Raw genomic sequence first — 21565 nt, 5'->3', positions numbered from 1 at the left:
AACAGAACTTCTATGCACAGCGCGACGTGCTCGATATGGTCGCGTGAAATGAAGCTATAGGTCTCCGGTAAACCCGGAGCGGTTCACATCGCCTTTCGTGCGGTATCGGCTTTTTCATGCCAGATCGGGTCGAGCGTCTTCTTAAGTACATGCTGATCAACGTCCTCGACCGCCATCGTTCCAATTTTCGGAATGACATGCACCGAAAGGGGAGAGAGCCACCGGCCCGCTTGCCCGTCATTCTTGAGCTCGGCCTGGCGTGCGACAAAGCACTGCTCAATCGCGTCGGCTACCGTCAGCCGTTGCTCCCGGCGCATCGTAACCTGCCGCGCCTGTATCGGATCAATCCCATCGCGTAATTTCCGACGCGCATCAGATGCGCGTTCCCGCGCTTCGGAAAGTGGTACATCGGGCCAACGACCCAGACCCATTTCCCGCCGCTTTCCCGCAACAGTCAGGCGCAACATCCACTTCCCAGTCTCTTTCCGGCTCTTCACCAGCATCAAACCTTGGCCGTCAAAGTGCTTGCCGGGGCCAAGGTTTTTCACCTTGAGTTGGGTTAACGCGTTCAAAAGTGTCATAGCCCACCTTTCAGCACCTACCTTTAGCCCACCCTTTGGGCCACCTCAGCATTAGGAAAAACAGTGAGGTGATGTGATGCGGTATGGTTAGATCGAAACAAAAAATAACTATAAATCAAAGGTATTTGGATGCGATCTGGTTGTCTATGAAAAAGAATGATGGTGCCCCCACACGGACTCGAACCGCGGACCTACTGATTACAAATCAGTTGCTCTACCAGCTGAGCTATAGGGGCACTGGCAGGCCTCGTAATGCCCTTCGCGCCTACGTGCAAGACTGTTTTTGCATCCAGCAGGGTAGTTTTATCCGGCGAAAACTTCGATATACCTCGCAACAACGCAAAACCAACCGCAGGTCACGGATCACCGATGCAACTTGTTCTTCACGCAGGCGCACATTTCACCGAAGAAGAGCGGCTGGTTAGGTGTTTGCTGCGCAACAAGGAAGACTTTTCCAAGCGCGGGATTGCCGTGCCCGGGCCCAGTAAATATCGAACCTTGCTGCGCGAAACTTTGGCCGCCATGCAAGACAACGCCCCTGCCCCGGATGCACGTGATGTGTTGCTGGATATGATTCTGGACGATGAAAATGCCGACCGGATGATCTTGTCACACATGTTTCTTTTTGGTGCACCGCGGGCCTGTGTGCGCAACGGAATGATCTATGAAGGTGCGCCGCAGCGTATGGCGCAGCTTGCTGCGCTCTTTCCGCATGACGAGATCGAGCTTTTTCTGGCCTTGCGCAATCCAGGCACCTTTTTGCCAGCGTTGTTCGAGGCTGCCCCGCAGGATGACATGTCGGCCTTTTTGCGCGGTGCAGACCCCTTTGCAATTAGCTGGTCCGATACGTTGAGCGCGATCCGCGCGGCGGCACCGCAGGTCAACATCACCGCTTGGTGCTTTGAGGATATGCCGATGCTTTGGGCGCAGATCATTCGCGAAATGGCGGGGCTGGAGCATGGAGAGAAAATTGTCGGTGGGTTTGACCTGTTGTCCGACATCATGACGAAGGACGGGATGCAGCGGTTTCGGGCCTATCTCAAATCCCACCCCACCATGACCGAGATGCAGAAACGGCGGGTCATTGCCGCTTTCCTCGACAAATTCGCCATTGAGGACGAGATCGAAGAAGAGCTGAACGCGCCCGGCTGGAACGAAGACACGATCGACACCATGACCGACCTTTACGAAGAAGACATGACGGCCGTCGCTCGGATCCCGGGTGTGACGTTTATCGCGCCGTAAACCGGCAGGGGCATCCACGTCTCAGGCACGGTTAGGGATATCATCAAACACAGGAATTCCATCCGGCACCATGTGGAAAGGCTGCGCTTGCGCATAACAGATTGCAAAACGAGGCGCGAAGTCGCTTGGATCATCCAGCGTTCCGACTTTGAGAACCCAGGCGCTTTGATCCGGCCGACGGGTCGCGATGTGCGTGCCGCAATCGGGACAAAAATACCGGGTGACCGCGTCTTCCAAATCAGGCTTCTTGAAAGTGGCGCAGCCTTTGCCTGACCAATGCAATCCATCTTTTGGGACCAACAAAAAATACTGTGGGGCGCCGCCCGCGATATGCTGGCAGGCACGACAATGACATTGCCCTTGGCCAATGGCAGGCTCCACCACTTCAAAACGCACAGCGCCGCAATAACATCCGCCTGCTAAAGGGTCGTTTTGGGTGGTCTGATCGGACATGTCGCGATACCAATGGGGGAACATTGATGACATTAACGGCCTAGGTTCATTTGTCAAACTCAGAAAACGCCATACCCCGCAAAAGCCCCGTCCCCGTGGAACACTGTGGGGCAGCGCAGGCCCTTGACGTGCTGCCGGACAGGTGGACCTGGTTGATCCTGCGCGAGATGTTTTACGGGGTCTCGAGATTCTCGGACATTCAGGCCGATATCGGCATTCCGAAATCCGTACTCTCGGGGCGGCTTGCCGCAATCGTCGACAATGGGCTTGCCAAGAAAGAAGCTTATCGCGATGGCTCGGCGCGCACGCGGTACGAATACCGGCTAACGAGTAAGGGGCGCGACCTGATCCCGGTGATCCTGACGCTAATGCAATGGGGCGACAAGCACCTGAAGGATGGCAAATCCGCGCTGGCCCTAACCGACAAGCGCAGCGGTCAAGCGGTGCGAATGGGGCTCTTGACCGAAGGGGAAATGCCCTTGCGCCGACTGAAATACACGCCGGTCTGGGAAGAAGACTGAGCGCGGAGCTCAGCCCATGCCCAGCGCTTCTTTATACATTTCCAGCACGGCCTCTTCCTCGGCAATATCGTCTTTGTCACGTTTACGCAAAGCGATGACTTTGCGGATCACCTTGGTGTCGTAACCGCGTCCCTTGGCTTCGGCCATGACTTCCTTTTGTTGGTCTGCAATGTCCTTCTTTTCCATATCCAGTCGCTCGATCCGTTCGATGAACTGGCGCAGCTCATCAGCGGTGACGCGGTAGCTTTCGGCGTTGGTGGCGGTGTCGGACATCGGGCTCTCCTGGAACTTGGGTTGGGCTGTTGGATACCGATGCCACCGCACCCCTGCAAGGGGTCACGCGCGCTTGCCCTGCGGGCAGGCTTGGGATAGGTCGGCGCCATGGAAACGACATCGACATTCACCCTTTTTGACGGCCTGATCTGGGGCGGTGCAGCCATTTCATTATTGGGGCTCTTTGGCCTGATGTGGTGTGTGGTTGTGGTATGGCGCGCACGGCGCGCCAAACTGGCCGATGACGAGATGCGCGCAGTGCTGCAAAAGGTGTTGCCGCGCAACCTGGGAGCGCTGTTTTTGTCCGTCATTGGCTTGATGCTGGTCATCATCGGCATTTTCCTGGCCTAACGCGCCCGCACCGCTGGACAGAGCAACAGGCACCGCATATCTCTGCTTCCTATGGATATGCGTCAAATTACCCCGACTTATTTCGTTTCCCCACAGGTTGACCCCTCTGACATGGCCGAAGCCGCCCGTTTGGGTATCACCACCGTGATCTGCAATCGACCCGACATCGAAGTGCCCCCGCCTTTGCAGGCCGATGCGGTCGAAGCGGCCGCCAAGGCAGCAGGATTGGCCTTTATTCGCTTGCCTTTGACCCACACCACGATGACCCCCGAGGTTGCAGCCTCGCAGGCGCAATTTGTCGCCGAAAGCGCAGGCCCCGTGCTGGCTTATTGCGCTTCTGGCACACGGTGCACGGTTGTGTGGGCCTTGGGTCAGGCGGGCAAGCTTCCTACGGATGAAATATTGGCGGCTGCCCGGGCGGGCGGGTACGACCTTGAGAATTTGCGTCCCACCCTTGATGCGATTGCTGCGCGCGCCTGAACCGCGCAGCATCCGTTTGCCCGCATCGGCACTGCTTTCTGACCCATGCACGAATTGCGCCTTGAAATCGCTGGTTTGAAGACCCGCCTTTCAGTCATGGACCTAGCTCGCCTTCGAAAGTTCTTCCAAGTCCGGCAGGTCCGCGAGATCGGGTAAATCCGCTAGATCAGGCAAGTCGTCTAACGGCGGCAACTCCATGTCGATGTTCGGAACCGCCACGGGCAAGTTTTCTGGCACTTCAGGGGCATCGACCGCCTCGGCCAGCGCGTCAAGATCCGGCAAATCTGGCAAGTCCACCGCCTCCTCCGCACCATCGGCTTGCGTCACGGGAGCAGGGCGCGACGGCACCGAATCTTTTTCGCGTCTCGCAGTTGCGCGTGGATCGCTGCCGATCTCTTCCACATCTGGCATATCGACCAACTCTTGATCTGACGCCCGACGCAATGGCTGCGTCGCATGGAGCGGTTTGCGTTTGGGTTTGACCGCGCGCACCCCATCCACATGGCCGACAGTGCCCTTGCCCACGATCTTGCCGGTGCCAGTGCTGATCTGCACGTTGGGAAATTGGCCCGCCGGAATTTTGAGAACGTCACCTACCTGCAATCCTTGAAGCGACCTCAAAGAGAGGTTGAGACGGCACAAGATCATGTTGAGGTCGGCGTTGAGCTCCATAACCACCTTGGACATTACAGGTGGGGCTTTGACCCCCTCCGCTGGTGCATTATCGGGATCACCCATTGCTTTGCGCGGCTCAGGTTTCGGCAGGATCAGCACCAGTTCCCCCTGTCGCGTACCACGCGCCAAATCAAGGGTCAGGCGAAAAACCGAGTATTCCTGGGCATCCAGCATCATCGCAAGCGATCGGGCGTCATCCGCCTTGGCACCAAAGCGAACGCCATCGACCAGCCGAGCATCCTCCGGCGCGTCCAAAATGGCATGCACGCGTGCAAACATGTCGTCCAGCACAGGTGCACAAATGGCCGCGTCGGTCCGCGTCATCGGGCGGGACGTTCCCGCGTCGGGGCGCACCGTTCCAATCGTTTGTTGCTGAATCAACCCGCCAACCAGAACCGGATCAATCAGCGCAGCCCCCCGCGCCGAGGTTGGCCCATCCAGCAACAAGAGCAGGGCCGCATCATCCAAGAGCGCCTCAACCGCGTCGCCCTGCACCTTTTGAACCACAGCACCAATCACCGACAAAGCAAGGTCCATCTGGGCATCGGCCACTTTGGCAAGTGTCACGCGCATGGCCTTTTGCAAGGTCATGGCGCGCGCCTGATGATCCTCGCGCCCTGCCGTCGCAATGCGCCCCAGAACTGACTGTGACCTGGTTTCGCCCATACCCTCTGATGACCTTCTGGTCCCTTGATGCTGGGCAAGGATTAGCCGCGATTGGTTACCAACCACTTTATTTCTGCGCCGATTGGGTCGGTTTACTGTGCGGCAAGAGCCTCTGGCGCAGGCAGATCAACGACAAATGCGTTGCCCGTCGCGGCAGGCTCATAGCGAATATCGCCGCCCAAACGTGTCATGATCTCGCGACAAATTGCGAGCCCAAGGCCCGCGCCGGACCCTTCGCTATCGTCGATCCGGGCAAATTTTTCAAAGATCACGGCCCGCGACTGAACCGCAATCGGCGTGCCGTTATCCGCAAACACGACAGAGACTGCGCCATTCACATTGCGCACATCAATGGTAAGTTCCGGCGCGGACGCGTCACAGTATTTCTGGGCATTTGTGATCAGATTGATGAAAACCTGGCTGAGCCGGTCAAGATCGGTCGTCAAAAGGATCGCCTCGTCCAGGTGCCGCCGCTTGATGGCCACCGGACCTGTGGCAGCCGCCTGAGCGGTGACAACGGCTTGCTCCAACACGTCGCTTAACCGACCTGTTTCCACATTCAGGTTGACCTGGCCGTTTTCAAGCACGCTCAGGTCCAGCAGATCATCCAGAAGCCGCGTCAGACGGATCGTCTCGCCATGGATGATCGTGGCGTATTTGTTTTTTTCCACATGACCCAAACCTTCAGTGTCGCGCAGAATTTCGGTGAACGAGCGAATGGATGTCATCGGCGTCCGTAATTCGTGACTGATCTGGCTGAGGAAGGCATCTTTTTGCACGGACAGTGCCGTAAGCTTTTCGTTTGCCTCACGCAGTTTCAGAGCGGTGCGGCTCAACTCTGCGGACTTGGCTTCAAGCCGGTTGGAATATTCCAGGATTTGCGCAGATTCGTCCGCCACCGCCATAAGGTCCTGGACCGAAACGGACGCTCCGCCAACCAGTTGGCTGATCATCGCGTGCGCCGTAGCAGATCCGACCGAGGCGGCCAGCTCCCGCTCCAATTGCTGGAGAAATGCCTGGGTCGGCTCGGGCAGATGTCCACGCACCCCTTGCCTGCGCGCCTCAGCTCGAAAGAGGTTTTGGGCCTCTTCCGAGCCAAGGATGCGTTGCGACATGATCATCAGATCCTCAGAGGTGGCAAAGGCCGCGTCCCAGCCCCGGGTCTGGGTCGAATGATCAAACACGTTGACGAATTGCGCGCCCTGCAACCGCTCAAGCGGGCCGGGAAAGGACAACAGCGATACAACGAGGAAGGCAAAAGTGTTCAGCGTCAAGGACCACACAACCGCATGCACGGTCGGATCAAGGCCCGCGATACCAAAAAGCGCTTCGGGACGCAGGCTGGCGATCCCCCAAGGACCGTTTTCAAACATCGACAGGCTGTAGATCGACCCGGGCCCAAAACTGGGCAAGAGCGAGCAATAAACCCATACGGCAAAGCCCACGATCAATCCGGTCAGTGCTCCGGACCGCGTGGCACCGCGCCAAAAGATACCGCCCAGCATAGAGGGCAGGAATTGGGCCACCCCCACGAAAGAGATCAGACCGATCGCTGCCAGTGCCGCGCCGCCCCCCGAAAACCGGTAATAGAGATAGCCGAGACCAATGATCACAAGGATCGAGGCGCGTCGGGCCAGGATCACAACATCGCGTACATCGCCGGAAACGGTTGCCCCCTCTTCGCGCATGCTCAGCCACAGGGGCATCACAACGTGATTTGACACCATGGTCGCCAAGGCGAGGGTCGCCACGATCACCATGGACGTGGCCGAAGAAAATCCACCCAGAAAGCTGAGAGTTGCAAGGCCCACGCGCCCCTCGGCCAGCGGTACGGTGAGCACGAACAGATCAGGGTTTGCGCCCGCCGGCATCAGATCAAGGCCGATGACCGCGATGGGCACCACAAACAGGCTCATCAACAACAGGTAAAGCGGGAAGGCCCAACTGGCGATTTGCAAGTGCCGCTCGTCCTGGTTTTCGACCACCATGACCTGAAACATCCGGGGCAAACACAGAAACGCCGCCGCCGACAAGGCTGTGAGGGCGATCCAACGGCTGCGGTCGATGTTCCATTCACCGATAGGCGAGGCGTCGATCCGTTCCATCATCGGGCCAATACCCCCGGCGATACCCCAAACGACGAAGATGCCAACAGCCATCAGGGCCACAAGCTTGACCACCGCCTCGACCGCAATGGCGATGACGACCCCATCATGTCGTTCGTTTGCATTGAGATTGCGGGTGCCAAAGAGCACAGTGAACAGCGCCAAACCAACCGCAATCCAAAATGCGGCACCGGGTTGGTTAAAGCTGTTTTCGCCCACAGGGCCAGAAAAGACCGACAGCGACAGGGTCACTGATTGCAATTGCAGGGCAATATATGGGGTCACGCCGATCACCGCCATGACGGTGACAACAACGGCCAACAGATTGGATTTGCCGTAGCGGGCGGAAATGAGGTCAGCAACCGATGTGGCCCGCTGGGCCCGGCCGATCCTGACGAGCTTGCGCAAAATCCACCACCAGCCGATCATAACCAGGCTCGGCCCCAGATAGATCGTAACGAACTCCATCCCCGAGCGGGCCGCGTAACCCACGGCACCATAAAACGTCCAAGCGGTGCAATAGATCGACAGCGACAGAGTGTAGACCATGGGTGAGCCAAGCCAGCCGCGCCGCCCGCGCACTGCGGCCCTTTCGGCAAAAAAGGCCACAGCAAAAAGGAACACAACATAGCCGAGGCTGACGCCGATCAGTTGGTTGACGGACGCCATCAGCGCGCCTCGCTCGCGTCTGCCTCGCCCAGATCCGCAGCCTGCTGTTCAAAGGTCGGGCGCAGAATGTGGCGTAGCGCGAACGACGACGCAATCAGCACAAACCAAACGACAAACACATAGATGACGGCCGCAGACATCGGGATTGGCGCGGCCTGTGCCGTTTCATCCTGCGTGGCAGGCCAGAACAAGGGGAACATCCACAATAAAACCCCGAAGATCGGTAAAAGACGCAAGGCGTCCATCAACCGGCGTTGGCGATAGCTGCGCCGCTCCAGGAAAACCGGGGGCTGCTGAGGCGTGGTCATCGCGCCAACTGCACCAGATCGCGCACCGCCGTGACAACTTCTGTGTTGGAAAACGGCTTGGTCATAAAACGGCTCACTCCAGCCTTTTCGGCCATCTCGCGGTCGCGACTTTGGCCGCGTGCGGTCAACATCAGCACCGGTAGCTCTAAAAAATCACCGTCTTCACGCAATTCGGTCAGGATATCGAGGCCGTTTTTGCCCGGCAGCATATAATCAAGGATCACCAGATTGGGGCGCATTTGCCGGATGGCATCTACCGCCGTCAAACCATCGGAATGGGTATCCACTTGCCAGCCTTCTCGGCTCAGCAAAAAGCGAATGGCCTCGATGATATTCATCTCGTCCTCGATCAGCAGAACATGCTTGTCCATGCCCCGGTCTCCTCCCCTGACGCGCCTGGCCTTCGGCCGTGTTCAGCGCCTGACAACTATGTGCAGTTTTTGAGACATCTGTCAAAACCCTCAAAACCCTTCGCTCAGGATTGAAGGCTCGCGGCGGCCACTGCATCCGCGCCGCGAACAGATCCGACACGAAGCACCCATTTCAGCAGGTGTCGCACCGGCAAGCTGTTCCGGGCCGGGCACCGGCACGATCAGCATCGTGGCTTCAATCAATGGCGGTTCGTTTACGGTTAGCGGGCCCGTCGCCTCGGCGGCTGCAAAGCAATCGAACACCGCCTCCGTGCGACCAGGCACCTGCACACGCTGACACAGCAGATGCCCCTGCTGACCCATGACCTGGAACAGTGGCCAGAGCGGGCACGCCGCCCCAAAACGCGGGATCGTAAAGCCCACAGCCCCTTTACGAAACAACAGTGCCCCGGACCGATCCGCCACAACCAGTCCCAATCCCAACCCGGGAACGGAGGCTAGGCGACGCATGATTGTGATCACCGGCAGATCAAAGTGCCGCGACAGCGCAACGGGATCTGGACCGAGTTTAGGCAAAACCGCGACAAGATTGCTCATCGCGAGGCGGCGACTGTCTGCAACCGTACGTTCAAGAACGTCGCGTGCGACGTGCCGGGCTGCGTTGGACGACAGTTCAATTGCACCATCAACAAGATCGGCGGGCTGCACATTTCCGGCTTCGAGTTCGGCAAAGTTGAACTCGTGCGCAGCCAGAAACGCCTCCACCTCTTCTTGGGGTGTGCTTGAAACCGCAGCCTCCCCTGTTTCGGCATCAAGGAAACCCACAAGGGTCTTGGAACTGGCCGCAAGGCGGCGACTGTCCTCGTTGATATTGGCATGAAAGCGTTCCCGCCATGAGGCGTCGAGGTCCTTGTCCTCGGCAAGAATGGAGGCCGTCGACCTAATGGCAGCGGCCGTCGACAGCACCTCATGGACCGATGCAGCCAGCTCCGGGTTGTGCGCCAGTCGGTCACTAAGGGTTTCAACCGCACGTTCCAGGCTGCTGGTCTTGCGATGGGATGCGGCGAGCGCATCAGCCCAGCCGGGAAAACGGCCTGCAAACTCTTCGGCCCGATCCATCTCGGCTTCGGGCACGCCGGTTCCATGAGCCGCATCGCGCAAAGCAGCAATAAGGGCCGCCTCCGCCCCTTCGGTCAAAGCGGACGCCTCTACTCCCAGCGCACCGGCGATGTCGAGCAGCAGTTTGCCGCCGATTCTGCGCCGATTGTGTTCAATCAGGTTGAGGTAGGATGCCGAAATGCCGATCCTGCGGGCAAGATCGGCCTGTTTGAGACCCGCAATGATGCGCCGCTCGCGGATGCGACTGCCGGTGAGAGCTTCGCGTGCCATTGTATACACCTAGCCTTTGTGAGTTATTTCAATGCGTTTCTGCGCTGCAACATAAGTGAATTTACAAAACCGCCGCCAACCTTGTGGATATATTTACAAAATAGTTGTGAAAAACAAAGGGTTTATTGCGTCATTTTCGGTAACCGGGTGATAAAACCTTTGCACTAATAGGTGCCGCACAGCCGTGGAAGAGGAGCCCGGCTGCGCATTTCAACAATTGGGAGGATATTTATGTCCAAGATGAACCTGACGCGTCGCGGCGTTCTGCAAACCGGCGCTGTTGCCGGTGCAGGCCTTGCGCTGCCTACATATCTGTCGGCGGCCAGCCACGCAGGCTTTACCAACGCGCCAACAGGCGGAACCGTTACACTGGGCTTCAACGTGCCACAGTCGGGCCCCTATGCGGATGAAGGCGCCGACGAACTGCGCGCCTATGAACTGGCGGTCGAGCACCTGAACGGTGAAGGCGACGGCGGTCTGCTGAACACATTCTCGTCCAAGGCGCTGAAAGGTAACGGCATTCTGGGCAAGAAGGTCGAATACGTCACAGGCGATACACAGACCAAATCGGACGCGGCCCGTGCCTCGGCCCGGTCGATGATCGAAAAAGACGGCGCCATCATGGTCACCGGCGGTTCATCCTCGGGTGTGGCTGTGGCTGTGCAAGCGCTCTGCCAAGAGGCAGGCGTTATCTTCATGGCGGGTCTGACCCACTCCAACGACACCACCGGTAAGGACAAGAAGGCCAACGGTTTCCGTCACTTCTTCAACTCCTACATGACCGGTGCGGCCCTCGCGCCCGTGCTTGCCAACAACTACGGCACAGACCGCAAGGCCTACCACCTGACGGCGGACTACAACTGGGGTTACACCACCGAAGAAGCGGTGCGGACCTCGACCGAAGCCATGGGTTGGGAAACAGTCGGCACCGTTCTGACGCCACTGACACAGACCGACTTCTCGTCCTACATCACGCCTGTTCTGCAGTCGGATGCGGACGTTCTGGTTCTGAACCACTACGGCGGCAACATGGTGAACTCGCTGACCAACGCGGTTCAGTTTGGCCTGCGCGATCGGATCGCAAACGGCAAGAACTTCGAGATCGTTGTTCCGCTCTACTCCCGCCTGATGGCGAAGGGTGCGGGTGCCAACGTGAAGGGGATCTTTGGTTCGACAAACTGGCACTGGTCGCTGACCGACGAAGGTTCCAAACAGTTCGTGCAGTCGTTTGGTACGAAATACGGCTTCCCACCCTCCCAAGCGGCGCACACGTGCTACGTTCAGGCCCTGCTTTATGCGGATGCCGTGGAGCGGGCCGGTTCGTTCAACCCCTGTGCGGTCGGCGAAGCGCTCAAGGACTTCGAATTCGACGGCATGGGCAACGGCCCAACGCTCTATCGTGGCGAAGATCACCAGTGCTTCAAGGACGTGCTGGTCGTGAAGGGGAAAGAGAACCCGACGTCCGAGTTCGACCTTCTCGAAATCGTGGAAGTCACACCTGTCAGCCAGGTCACCTACGACGCATCCATCTTTGGCGGCGATCTGGGTACCTGCAACCCCGGCGCGTAACTCTCGTTACGCAAGCTTCAGGATGGGCGTTCGCGCCCATCCTTCCCCGCCCCACAGTTTTAAGCACTGCCCTGCGCGTTCCGCGCCCTGGGACAGGTGTGCAAACGTTCCAAGGCAAAGGTCAGACCGATGGAAGCGATAATCCTCCAAATTCTCAACGGGCTCGACAAGGGCTCGGCCTATGCGCTCATTGCGCTTGGGCTCACCCTCATTTTTGGCACGCTTGGGGTGGTCAACTTCGCCCACGGGGCACTGTTCATGATCGGCGCATTCTGCGCGGTGACGCTCAGCCGGATCATCTCGCTCAGCCACACGGTCATTGATGACACGCAGACCGACTTCCTCGGCAACCCTCTCAAGGTTGAGGTGCCTTACGTCTATGACTGGTTCGGACAAGCCACGGGCGATGCGATTATCGACTGGGCCGTCCCGCTTTCGATCCTTTTCGCGATCCCGGTCATGATCGGGATCGGTGTCATAATGGAGCGTGGGCTGATCAAACACTTCTATCATCGCCCCCATGCGGACCAGATCCTCGTGACCTTTGGCCTGGCCATCGTCCTGCAAGAGATCATCAAGTATTACTACGGTGCCAACCCGATCCCCACCCCCGCCCCGTCGGCCTTTACCGGCTCGTTCGATTTTGGCGCTCTCATGGGCTTCGACGCAGGGCAGATCATCTATCCTTACTGGCGGATCATTTACTTCATGTTCGCGGCTCTGATCATCGGTGGTGTCTTTGCCTTCCTGCAGTTCACCACCTTTGGGATGGTTGTTCGTGCCGGTATGGCCGATCGGGAAACAGTGCAGCTCTTGGGTATCAACATTGACCGCCGCTTTACCCTGATGTTCGGAATCGCAGCCGCAGTCGCCGGACTGGCAGGCGTCATGTACACACCCATCAACTCGCCGAACTATCACATGGGCATGGATTTCCTTGTGCTGAGTTTTGTCGTGGTCGTCGTCGGCGGCATGGGTTCGCTGCCCGGGGCTGTGCTCGCGGGCTTCCTGCTCGGCATCGTGGAAAGCTTTGCGTCGATGCGCGAGGTTCTCGATATCCTGCCCGGCATCAACCAGATCATCATCTATCTGGTCGCAATCATCATTCTACTCACCCGCCCTAGGGGCCTTATGGGCCGCAAAGGCGTGATGGAGGACTAATCAGCCATGCTCGGACTTAACAAAAAAGACACCTATCTGCTGCTTCTTGTTGCAGGGCTGGTCATTTTCGCGCCCTTCTTGCTGAACCCCTTCCCTGAAGGATCAGCGATGGCACAGTTCAACGCGGGCTATCCCGACCTGATGCAACGCTTTGTCATCTTTGGGGTCTTTGCCATCGGGTTCAACATCCTGTTCGGTCTGACCGGCTATCTAAGCTTTGGCCACGCCGCTTTTCTGGGTGTGGGTTCCTATGCCGCGATGTGGATGTTTAAACTCTTTGGGATGAACGTATTGCCCGCTCTGGGCCTGTCGATCCTGACGTCCGGCCTCTTTGCAGTGCTGATCGGCTATATCAGCCTGCGGCGCTCGGGTATCTACTTCTCGATCCTTACCCTCGCCTTTGCCATGATGTCCTATTCGCTGGCGTACTCCGTTCTGGCCACTGACATGGACGGCCCGGATCGCCAGGGCTTGCTGCAAAAGGGTCTGACTGGCGGCGAAACCGGCTTGCAACTCACCCTCGAAGATCCGCGCATCTTTGGTCAGCAAACCGCAGGCGAGGGCAACATCCCCGTGCCAAACATCTTTGGCCTTGAGATGCGCAGCGCTGTCGAGATGAATGTGGGCGACTGGGTCTTCACTTTCTCGGTCGGCTACTACTTTGCCGCTCTGGTGATGCTTCTGTCCTTCTACCTGTCGATCCGCATCTTCCGCTCACCCTTTGGGATGATGCTGCGCGCGATCAAGTCGAACCAGCACAGGCTGAATTACACCGGGCTGAATGCCAAACCCTATATGCTGGCGGCCTTTGTGGTGTCGGGCATGTATGCCGGGCTTGCCGGTGGTTTGATGGCCTCGATGGACCCTCTTGCAGGCCCCGAGCGTATGTTCTGGACCGCCTCTGGCGAGGTTGTTCTGATGACGATCCTCGGGGGCGTCGGCACGCTGATCGGGCCCGTCCTGGGTGCCGGTGCGATCAAGTACATGGAAAACATCCTGTCCAAGATCAACTCCGACATTCTGCACACCTGGTTTGCCTTCCTGCCCGACGGGTTAGAAGATTTCGTCATCACGCTGATCTACCCGTTCATTGGCAAAGGCTGGCACCTGACACTTGGCCTGATCTTCATGGCGGTTGTCATCTTCCTGCCTGGTGGCCTGGTTGAAGGTGGACAGCGGATTGCGCGTCTTTTCAAGCGCAAGAAGCCAAGCACCAAAACGCCTGACGGCAAAACCACACCTGCGGAATAAGGAGAGACCAATGGGCATTCTCGAAGTCAAAAACGTAGGGAAACGGTTTGGCGGGCTGCAAGCGCTCGGCGATGTGAACCTGAGCGTTGCGGAAAATTCCGTCCATGCAATCATCGGACCGAACGGGGCGGGCAAGTCCACGCTGCTGAACGTGCTGGTGGGCAAGCTGATCCCCGACACCGGTTCGGTCATGTTCGACGGACAATCCGTGCTTGGACGCAAACCGTTTGAGATCAATCAGATGGGCATCAGCCGCGTGTTCCAAACGCCCGAGATCTTTGGCGATCTGAGCGTTTTGGAAAACATGATGATCCCCTGCTTTGCCAAACGCGACGGGTCGTTCACGGCCAATGCGATCATTAACATGATGAAGGACAAGGAGATTGTCGAACGGGCCGAACAGATGCTCGAAGAGATGAACATGGCTGATGCGCGCGATGACAATGCCGCTACCATGTCGCGCGGCAACAAACGGCGGCTGGAGATTGGCATGTGTCTGGCCCAAGAACCGCGCCTGTTGCTTCTCGATGAACCCACCGCCGGCATGGCGCGCGCAGACACCAACAACACGATCGACCTGCTCAAGCAGATCAAGGAAGAGCGCGACATCACCATCTCGATCATCGAACACGACATGCATGTGGTGTTCTCGTTGGCCGAGCGGATCACCGTGCTGGCCCAGGGCACCCCGCTGGTCGAGGACACGCCCGACAATATCAAGGGCCACCCCAAAGTGCGCGAAGCTTATCTGGGTGAATCCCAGGATGCGGCATAAGGAGCTGAACAGATGAACGTCAAACCCGACTTCTCAAAGGGCATCAACCACGCCCAAACCGCGCCCGCATTTCTCAGCGTTTGGGACATGCACGCCTATTACGGCGAAAGCTATATCGTGCAGGGCATCAGCTTTAACGTACACGAGGGCGAGATCCTCGCCCTGTTGGGCCGCAACGGGGCGGGCAAAACCTCGACACTGCGGTCCATCGCGCGCATTGGCGATCCGCAGGTCACCCATGGCGAGATCTGGCTCGACCACAAACCGCTGCACAACATGTCCAGCCACGAAGCCAGCCAGGCCGGTCTGGGCCTTGTGCCCGAGGACCGTCGGATCATTCCCGGCCTCACGGTAGAGGAAAACCTGAAACTGGCGCAGATTGCACCGCCCATCGGATGGTCCATCGAACGGCTCTATGACCTCTTCCCGCGCCTGGGCGAACGGCGAACCCAAGAGGGCACGACCCTGTCGGGCGGCGAACAGCAAATGCTTGCCATCGCCCGCGCACTTGCCCGCGACATCAAGGTGCTGTTGCTGGACGAACCCTATGAGGGCCTGGCGCCCGTGATCGTGGACGAGATTGAAAAGACCCTCGCCATCATCAAAGAGCAGGGCATCACCACCGTCATCGTCGAACAGAATGCGGTGCGTGCATTGCAACTGGCTGACCGGGCCGTGATTCTGGATACCGGCGGAATTGTCTTTGACGGATCGGCCTCTGAAGTCCTCGAAAACGAAGAATTGAGGGCCGAATACCTGGCAATCTGACCCGCTCAGGCCCATGCAAAACCTTAGAAAAGCGAGGCTTCGGTCTCGTTTTTTGTTCGATACGGTCGCAACTGGCCCCTGCCCTGCCCCAAGGTCATCAAGGGCGCTTTCCACCGTGGCTGTCCCCCGTTATAACCCGAACGGAGCAAGACAAGGCGCGCCCCGTTTCGGGTCCCGCGACCAAAGCCAACCGGTTGAGGACAAGAATGACAAAAACCAAACATGACTCAGATGTGGCCTTTATCCGGGCCCTGGCAGAACTGCTGCGCGAAAATGACCTGACAGAATTGCAGGTCAAACGCGAATATGGCGAGGATGACAGCCTGAATGTGCGCGTCTCGCGTCAGATCATCCAGCAAGCAGCCGCACCGATTGCAGTCGCCGCACCTGCCGCCGCCCCAACACAGGCCGCTGCTGCACCGGCACCAACCGCGGCCGCAACGGATCCCGCCGAAGATCCTGGCGCGGTGACCTCGCCGATGGTCGGCACAGTATATATGCAGGCCGAACCCGGCGCGCCCTCGTTCATCAAAGTGGGCCAACAGGTCTCTGAAGGGGACACGCTGTTGATTGTGGAAGCCATGAAAACCATGAACCACATCCCCTCGCCCCGGGCTGGCACTGTGAAACGCATCCTGGTGGACGATGGGGCCGCCGTCGAATTTGGCGCACCGCTCGTCATCCTCGAATAAGGGGCGGAGCATGTTCAAGAAAATCCTGATTGCAAACCGGGGCGAAATTGCGCTGCGGGTCATTCGCGCCGCGCGCGAAATGGGCATTGCCACCGTGGCCGTCCATTCCACCGCAGATGCAGACGCCATGCATGTACGTATGGCCGACGAAAGCGTCTGCATCGGCCCGCCTTCGTCCACGCAATCCTATCTCAGCTTTCCAGCCATCATTTCGGCCTGCGAAATCACCGGCGCCGAGGCGATCCACCCCGGTTATGGTTTCCTGTCTGAAAACGCACAATTCGTGCAGATCGTCGAAGATCACGGCCTGACCTTTATCGGCCCCACGGCGGAACATATCCGCGTCATGGGCGACAAGATCACTGCCAAGGACACGATGAAGGCCCTTGGCGTGCCCTGCGTTCCTGGATCGGACGGGGGTGTAGCGACGTTGGAAGACGCCAAGGCAATTGGCGAGGAGTTCGGATATCCCGTCATCATCAAGGCGACAGCCGGTGGCGGTGGGCGCGGCATGAAGGTGGCGCAATCCGCTGCTGACATGGAAAGCGCGTTTATGACTGCGCGGGCCGAGGGCAAAGCCGCCTTTGGCAACGACGAAGTCTATATCGAGAAATACCTGACCACACCGCGCCACATCGAAATCCAGGTCTTTGGCGACGGCAAGGGCCGCGCCGTACACTTGGGCGAGCGGGATTGCTCGCTGCAACGTCGCCACCAGAAGGTGTTTGAAGAAGCCCCCGGCCCCGCGATCAGTGCCGAAGAACGCGCTGCCATTGGAAAGGTCTGCGCAGATGCGGTGGCCAATATCAATTACACCGGTGCGGGCACGATCGAGTTTCTCTATGAGAACGGCGAGTTCTATTTCATCGAGATGAACACGCGCCTGCAGGTCGAACATCCCGTGACCGAGGCCATCTTTGGCGTCGATCTGGTACGTGAGCAAATCCTTGTGGCCGCAGGCAAGGACCTGTCGTTCCAGCAAGAGGATCTGGCAATCAACGGCCACGCCATTGAGGTCCGTCTGAATGCAGAAAAGCTGCCGAATTTCTCACCTTCTCCGGGTCGGATCACGCAATACCATGCGCCCGGCGGGCTTGGCGTCCGGATGGATTCGGCGCTTTATGACGGCTATGTCATTCCACCCTACTACGACAGTCTGATCGGAAAACTGATCGTACATGGGCGTGACCGGCCCGAAGCATTGGCGCGACTGAACCGGGCGCTTGGCGAACTGATCATTGACGGGATCGACACCACAGTGCCCTTGTTTCACGCATTGCTTGCGGAACAGGACATCCACACAGGCCAGTACAACATTCATTGGCTCGAACACTGGCTTGAACAGTACAACGGCTAGAACGGGCGGTTCCGTCACGGCGCGGATGGCGATAGGCTAAGGCGTCACCGTCCGGCAACCTTGGGCGGGCGCATTTTGCGGAACGCCGATGAAAGACTTTGTAATCACGCCGGAACTTCTGCTTCAGGGCTATGCCAATGGCATTTTCCCGATGGCGGAAAGCCGTGATGATCCAGAAGTGTTTTGGGTTGATCCGCGCATGCGGGGCGTCCTGCCGCTGGACAGTTTTCACATCTCACGCAGTTTGGCCCGGGCAATGCGCAAAAGCACCTGGGACATCCGCATCAATGCCGATTTCGAGGAAGTCGTGGACGGCTGCGCCGACCGCTCAGACACGTGGATCAATCCCGAGATCAGACGTCTTTACTCTGCATTGTTTCGCAGCGGCCATGCGCATTCCGTCGAAATCTGGGAAGGCTCGCAGCTGGTCGGAGGGGTCTACGGCGTTGTGCTGGGGGCTGCTTTCTTTGGCGAGAGTATGTTTTCGCGGCGCACAAACGCATCCAAAATGGCGTTGGCCGTGTGTGTAGACCGTTTGCGGCAAGGCGGTTTTCAGCTCTTTGACACGCAATTTCTGACAGATCACCTCGCCTCTTTGGGCGCGGTCGAAATTACACGCGGACGCTATCGCCAGCTGCTTTTTTCAGCACTGGAACAACCAGCAGAGTTTGAGGCTGCTCCGTCGACCACGCTTTATGAGGTCACGCAACGCATGACCCAAACATCATAGCGTGCATGTTCCATTGCATTAAGTGCCGGGGACGAGGCGACCATCCAACCAGAAAAGACCGCGCCTTCGCGGCCAACTTCAGTGATTTGCAGCCCTGCATAGGCATTGCCCGACGGGTTTCCCACGGGATACCGACATTCCGTCAAGGTAATGTTCAAACGTTCGAATTGCACGGTGCGACCGGCGGGCAATTCGATGTCCACAACTGCGCCACTGAATTTGTCCAATCCGCGCAGCACAGCGCCCGACGCCGTTTGTGTCTGTTCCTGCGCTGAAGCGGCCGTCCCGGTCAGCAGCAAGCCAAGAACGAGCGCGGCGGCGCGCATCACTGGCCCTCGCCGCCAGACACGAATTTCAGAAGCAGCGAGATCAGGCTAACTGCCCCTTGGGTGTCCGTAATCTCTGCCCCAGGTTCAAAATTGAAGGGCGATCCCCCCGGAACGATTTCGACAAAATTGCCGCCCAACAGCCCTTCGGAACTGATGACGATGGCGCTGTCGTCCGGGATCGCGGTGTCGCTGCGCAAAGCAACCGTCGTGTCGGCACGAAATGTGGTGTTGTTGAGTTCCACATCTGTCACGGTGCCAATCTTCACGCCCGCCAATCGGACATCAGTGCCGACGCTCACCCCCTCAAGGCTGCGAAAGCTGGCTGTTAGCGGGTAAGTCGCCCCGCCCCCGGTGCTCAACCCGCCAATTTGGGCGCCGTACACTGCGATGGCGATCGCTGCGGCAAGCACAGCGCCTCCCACGACAACTTCGGTGGTGTTCTCTGACATTGCGGCGGCCTATTCCGGTGTCCAGGCTTCGTAATCTGCACGGTCGGCCGGGTCGGCCCTACGAATCGAACCGGCAGGCGCATAGGCCATGGCCGTACCAGTCAGGTTGGGCTGATGCGGCTTTTCCCAAGTTTTGCGAACCAAGGGCTTGTCCGTTGGAGGTTCATTCCAAGTATGATGCAACCAACCATGCCATTCAGGGTCTACGCGGCTCGCCTCGGCCTCGCCATTGTAGATAACCCAGCGGCGGATGTCGTCGGCATCGCGGTAAAAGACGTTGCCTTGGCTGTCTTCGCCAACTTTGGTGCCTTTGCGCCACGTGAACAACTGTGTGTTCAGCGTCTGGCCGTTCCACCAAGTGACACTGCGCAAAAGTGTATTGAGAATGCCCATCTCTTGCCTCCGACGGTTTCCCCTCTTCTATGCCGCAAGCGTCGTGCGGCGTCCAGAGGACTTGGTGCCTCAGGCGGGCAACAGCGCTGTCACTTCGATCTCGATCCGGTATTTGGGGTCAATCAAACCACATTCGATCATGGTCGCCGCGGGCGGATGATCACCAAAGGTCGCGGCAAGGATCGGCCAACAGGGCTCGAACTCGGTCCGGTCAGGCAACATGTAGGTGACGCGCACCACATCCTGCCAATCGGCACCCGCCTGCCTCAGAGCCCCGTGGATGATACGCAATGCGTCACGGCACTGTTCGACGACAGTATCGCCTTGCCCAACTGTTCCTGCAATATGCACCCAACCGCCCGCAACAACCGCGCGGCAGTAGCCGACTTTGCCCTCAAATTCGCCACCGGTTGAGATACGTTTCACTGTTCATGCATCCTTTGAATACAGATCCAACGCAGGTACGACTTACCGGCACGTGTCATGCGGCGCGCACTTGTTACGATGCTTTCCACGACGGACTGCGGCTCTCCATAAGGCGCAGTTTTTGGTACGCCATTAGGTCAACCCGCGCTTGCCGGCTCTTTCTCCGCTTCAGCGTGGATCATAAGCGGTGCAGCATCGGAGTTCACCGCTTCTTCGTTCACAACCACTTCGGTCACTGATTCAAGACCCGGCAGTTCAAACATCGTATCCAACAAAATGTCTTCAAGGATCGAACGAAGGCCCCGCGCCCCTGTCTTACGCTCAATCGCACGCTTGGCGATTGCGCTCAGCGCATCATCGGTGAAGGTCAATTCCGTATCTTCAAGTTCGAACAGGCGTTGATACTGTTTGACGAGCGCGTTCTTGGGCTGGGTCAGGATGGTAACAAGCGCATCTTCATCCAGATCTTCAAGCGTCGCAAGAACTGGCAAACGACCGACGAATTCGGGGATCAGACCGAATTTCAGAAGATCCTCAGGCTCAAGATCGGTAAAGACTTCGCCGACGCCGCGTTCATCGTTGTCGCGTACATCCGCGCCAAAACCCATGGCCGAACCCTTGCCGCGCGCGGCGATGATCTTGTCGAGGCCCGCAAAGGCACCGCCGCAGATGAACAGGATGTTGGTCGTATCCACTTGCAGGAATTCCTGCTGAGGGTGCTTGCGCCCGCCTTGCGGTGGGACAGAGGCGACCGTGCCTTCCATCAACTTGAGCAGCGCCTGTTGCACGCCCTCGCCCGACACATCTCGGGTGATCGAAGGGTTTTCAGACTTGCGCGTGATCTTGTCGACCTCGTCGATATAGACGATGCCGCGCTGCGCACGTTCGACATTGTATTCCGAAGATTGGAGCAATTTGAGGATGATGTTTTCCACGTCCTCACCCACATAACCCGCCTCGGTCAGCGTCGTGGCATCAGCCATCGTGAAGGGTACATCCAGAATGCGCGCCAGCGTTTGGGCCAGAAGTGTCTTGCCGCAACCCGTCGGACCGATCAGCAGGATATTCGATTTCGCCAACTCGATATCCCCACCCTTCTGGGCGTGATTAAGGCGTTTGTAGTGGTTGTGCACGGCAACCGACAAGACCCGCTTGGCCATCGCTTGACCGATCACATAATCGTCAAGGACCTCGCAGATGTCCTTGGGTGTCGGCACACCGTCGGTGGATTTCAAGCCCGATGCTTTTGTTTCCTCGCGGATGATGTCCATGCAAAGCTCGACGCATTCGTCGCAGATAAAGACCGTCGGGCCTGCGATCAGCTTGCGGACCTCGTGCTGGCTCTTGCCGCAAAAGCTGCAATAGAGAGTGTTTTTGCTGTCGCCGCCAGAATTCGTGGCCATGTCGCGTCCTTCCCGGCAGTCGCCGCCATTTCAGGTGCCGGTTTGACCCGGCGCGCCCCGCGTTGACTGCCAGCTTAGGACAGCCCCGCGGGGTCCACAATCGTCTTTTTGCCAGTTTGCCACGTCCCTTTGTGCAGCACCGAAAATGCATGCATTCCGGGCAGAGGCACAACCG

25 protein-coding genes and 1 tRNA gene are annotated in these 21565 nt (G+C 58.2%); 12 read left to right on the top strand and 14 right to left on the bottom strand.

Annotation, left to right across the window (positions count from 1 at the left end; all coding sequences use genetic code 11):
• Window positions 1-83: 83 nt before the first annotated feature.
• Together Q1A44_RS19235 and Q1A44_RS19230 are read right to left on the bottom strand one after the other, a co-directional pair.
• Window positions 84-581 (bottom strand): integrase arm-type DNA-binding domain-containing protein, encoded by a 498-nt coding sequence (locus tag Q1A44_RS19235; protein WP_299628534.1) that lies wholly within the window; start codon window positions 579-581, stop codon window positions 84-86.
• 160 nt (window positions 582-741) lie between these two features.
• Window positions 742-817, bottom strand: a tRNA-Thr gene (locus tag Q1A44_RS19230).
• 133 nt (window positions 818-950) lie between these two features.
• Here Q1A44_RS19230 and Q1A44_RS19225 point away from each other — a divergent pair.
• Window positions 951-1826 (top strand): hypothetical protein, encoded by an 876-nt coding sequence (locus tag Q1A44_RS19225; RefSeq protein ID WP_299628533.1) that lies wholly within the window; start codon window positions 951-953, stop codon window positions 1824-1826.
• Between the two features lie 21 nt (window positions 1827-1847).
• On the opposite strand, the gene Q1A44_RS19220 is transcribed toward Q1A44_RS19225, so the two are convergent.
• Window positions 1848-2279: a GFA family protein gene (locus tag Q1A44_RS19220; protein WP_299628532.1), complete on the bottom strand. Its 432-nt coding sequence runs from the start codon at window positions 2277-2279 to the stop codon at window positions 1848-1850.
• A 95-nt stretch (window positions 2280-2374) separates the two neighbouring features.
• On the opposite strand from Q1A44_RS19220, the gene Q1A44_RS19215 reads away from it, so the two are divergent.
• Window positions 2375-2800: a helix-turn-helix domain-containing protein gene (locus tag Q1A44_RS19215; protein ID WP_299628531.1), complete on the top strand. Its 426-nt coding sequence runs from the start codon at window positions 2375-2377 to the stop codon at window positions 2798-2800.
• 9 nt (window positions 2801-2809) lie between these two features.
• Here Q1A44_RS19215 and Q1A44_RS19210 read toward each other — a convergent pair whose 3' ends face one another.
• The gene (locus tag Q1A44_RS19210; protein WP_299628530.1) at window positions 2810-3073 is read right to left on the bottom strand and encodes a DUF2312 domain-containing protein; all 264 of its coding nucleotides are present in this window, start codon (window positions 3071-3073) and stop codon (window positions 2810-2812) included.
• Window positions 3074-3181: 108 nt separating this feature from the next.
• On the opposite strand from Q1A44_RS19210, the gene Q1A44_RS19205 reads away from it, so the two are divergent.
• A complete protein-coding gene (locus tag Q1A44_RS19205) occupies window positions 3182-3424 on the top strand; it encodes a hypothetical protein (protein WP_299628529.1) in 243 nt (80 codons plus the stop codon).
• A gap of 51 nt (window positions 3425-3475) precedes the next feature.
• Window positions 3476-3904, top strand: a complete 429-nt coding sequence (locus Q1A44_RS19200) for a TIGR01244 family sulfur transferase (RefSeq protein ID WP_299628528.1) — start codon at window positions 3476-3478, stop codon at window positions 3902-3904.
• Between the two features lie 102 nt (window positions 3905-4006).
• Here Q1A44_RS19200 and Q1A44_RS19195 read toward each other — a convergent pair whose 3' ends face one another.
• From Q1A44_RS19195 to Q1A44_RS19175, 5 genes are all read right to left on the bottom strand, one after another.
• Entirely contained in the window at window positions 4007-5245 is a 1239-nt protein-coding gene (locus Q1A44_RS19195; RefSeq protein WP_299628527.1) for a FliM/FliN family flagellar motor C-terminal domain-containing protein, read from the bottom strand.
• A 92-nt stretch (window positions 5246-5337) separates the two neighbouring features.
• Window positions 5338-8019 carry an ATP-binding protein gene (locus tag Q1A44_RS19190; protein WP_299628526.1) on the bottom strand — a complete coding sequence of 894 codons (2682 nt, stop codon included), beginning with the start codon at window positions 8017-8019 and terminating at the stop codon, window positions 5338-5340.
• Window positions 8019-8327 carry a hypothetical protein gene (locus tag Q1A44_RS19185; protein ID WP_299628525.1) on the bottom strand — a complete coding sequence of 103 codons (309 nt, stop codon included), beginning with the start codon at window positions 8325-8327 and terminating at the stop codon, window positions 8019-8021. The genes Q1A44_RS19190 and Q1A44_RS19185 overlap by 1 nt, the downstream gene beginning before the upstream one ends.
• Window positions 8324-8698, bottom strand: a complete 375-nt coding sequence (locus Q1A44_RS19180; RefSeq protein WP_299628524.1) for a response regulator — start codon at window positions 8696-8698, stop codon at window positions 8324-8326. Before Q1A44_RS19180 ends, Q1A44_RS19185 begins: the two co-directional genes overlap by 4 nt.
• A gap of 90 nt (window positions 8699-8788) precedes the next feature.
• Window positions 8789-10087: a helix-turn-helix domain-containing protein gene (locus Q1A44_RS19175; protein WP_299628523.1), complete on the bottom strand. Its 1299-nt coding sequence runs from the start codon at window positions 10085-10087 to the stop codon at window positions 8789-8791.
• Window positions 10088-10318: 231 nt separating this feature from the next.
• On the opposite strand from Q1A44_RS19175, the gene Q1A44_RS19170 reads away from it, so the two are divergent.
• From Q1A44_RS19170 to aat, 8 genes are all read left to right on the top strand, one after another.
• Window positions 10319-11656 carry an ABC transporter substrate-binding protein gene (locus Q1A44_RS19170; protein WP_299628522.1) on the top strand — a complete coding sequence of 446 codons (1338 nt, stop codon included), beginning with the start codon at window positions 10319-10321 and terminating at the stop codon, window positions 11654-11656.
• Between the two features lie 129 nt (window positions 11657-11785).
• Window positions 11786-12817 (top strand): branched-chain amino acid ABC transporter permease, encoded by a 1032-nt coding sequence (locus Q1A44_RS19165; RefSeq protein ID WP_299628521.1) that lies wholly within the window; start codon window positions 11786-11788, stop codon window positions 12815-12817.
• Between the two features lie 6 nt (window positions 12818-12823).
• Complete coding sequence (locus tag Q1A44_RS19160; RefSeq protein WP_299628520.1) at window positions 12824-14068, top strand: branched-chain amino acid ABC transporter permease; 1245 nt, start codon at window positions 12824-12826, stop codon at window positions 14066-14068.
• 10 nt (window positions 14069-14078) lie between these two features.
• On the top strand, window positions 14079-14843 hold the full coding sequence (locus Q1A44_RS19155; RefSeq protein ID WP_299628519.1) for an ABC transporter ATP-binding protein: 765 nt from the start codon (window positions 14079-14081) through the stop codon (window positions 14841-14843).
• A 12-nt stretch (window positions 14844-14855) separates the two neighbouring features.
• Entirely contained in the window at window positions 14856-15611 is a 756-nt protein-coding gene (locus tag Q1A44_RS19150) for an ABC transporter ATP-binding protein (RefSeq protein WP_299628518.1), read from the top strand.
• 206 nt (window positions 15612-15817) lie between these two features.
• Window positions 15818-16303 (top strand): acetyl-CoA carboxylase biotin carboxyl carrier protein, encoded by a 486-nt coding sequence (accB, locus tag Q1A44_RS19145; RefSeq protein WP_299628516.1) that lies wholly within the window; start codon window positions 15818-15820, stop codon window positions 16301-16303.
• Between the two features lie 10 nt (window positions 16304-16313).
• Window positions 16314-17660: an acetyl-CoA carboxylase biotin carboxylase subunit gene (gene accC, locus Q1A44_RS19140; protein WP_299628514.1), complete on the top strand. Its 1347-nt coding sequence runs from the start codon at window positions 16314-16316 to the stop codon at window positions 17658-17660.
• A gap of 88 nt (window positions 17661-17748) precedes the next feature.
• Complete coding sequence (aat, locus tag Q1A44_RS19135; RefSeq protein WP_299628512.1) at window positions 17749-18390, top strand: leucyl/phenylalanyl-tRNA--protein transferase; 642 nt, start codon at window positions 17749-17751, stop codon at window positions 18388-18390.
• Here aat and Q1A44_RS19130 read toward each other — a convergent pair.
• From Q1A44_RS19130 to clpX, 5 genes are all read right to left on the bottom strand, one after another.
• Window positions 18354-18716, bottom strand: coding sequence for a DUF2155 domain-containing protein (locus tag Q1A44_RS19130; protein ID WP_299628510.1), 363 nt, complete (start codon window positions 18714-18716; stop codon window positions 18354-18356). The genes aat and Q1A44_RS19130 overlap by 37 nt on opposite strands.
• Window positions 18716-19168 carry an outer membrane lipid asymmetry maintenance protein MlaD gene (gene mlaD / locus Q1A44_RS19125; RefSeq protein ID WP_299628508.1) on the bottom strand — a complete coding sequence of 151 codons (453 nt, stop codon included), beginning with the start codon at window positions 19166-19168 and terminating at the stop codon, window positions 18716-18718. Before mlaD ends, Q1A44_RS19130 begins: the two co-directional genes overlap by 1 nt.
• A 9-nt stretch (window positions 19169-19177) precedes the next feature.
• Window positions 19178-19561: an NADH:ubiquinone oxidoreductase subunit NDUFA12 gene (locus Q1A44_RS19120; protein WP_299628506.1), complete on the bottom strand. Its 384-nt coding sequence runs from the start codon at window positions 19559-19561 to the stop codon at window positions 19178-19180.
• Between the two features lie 69 nt (window positions 19562-19630).
• Window positions 19631-19987: a RidA family protein gene (locus tag Q1A44_RS19115; RefSeq protein WP_299628504.1), complete on the bottom strand. Its 357-nt coding sequence runs from the start codon at window positions 19985-19987 to the stop codon at window positions 19631-19633.
• Between the two features lie 137 nt (window positions 19988-20124).
• A complete protein-coding gene (gene clpX, locus Q1A44_RS19110) occupies window positions 20125-21390 on the bottom strand; it encodes an ATP-dependent Clp protease ATP-binding subunit ClpX (protein ID WP_299628502.1) in 1266 nt (421 codons plus the stop codon).
• Window positions 21391-21565 lie beyond the last annotated feature (175 nt).

Origin of the sequence: uncultured Tateyamaria sp., assembly GCF_947503705.1 — a bacterium.
Classification (GTDB): domain Bacteria; phylum Pseudomonadota; class Alphaproteobacteria; order Rhodobacterales; family Rhodobacteraceae; genus Tateyamaria.
The sequence above is the reverse complement of the archived record's forward strand: the minus strand, read 5'-3'. Positions and strand labels throughout refer to the sequence as shown.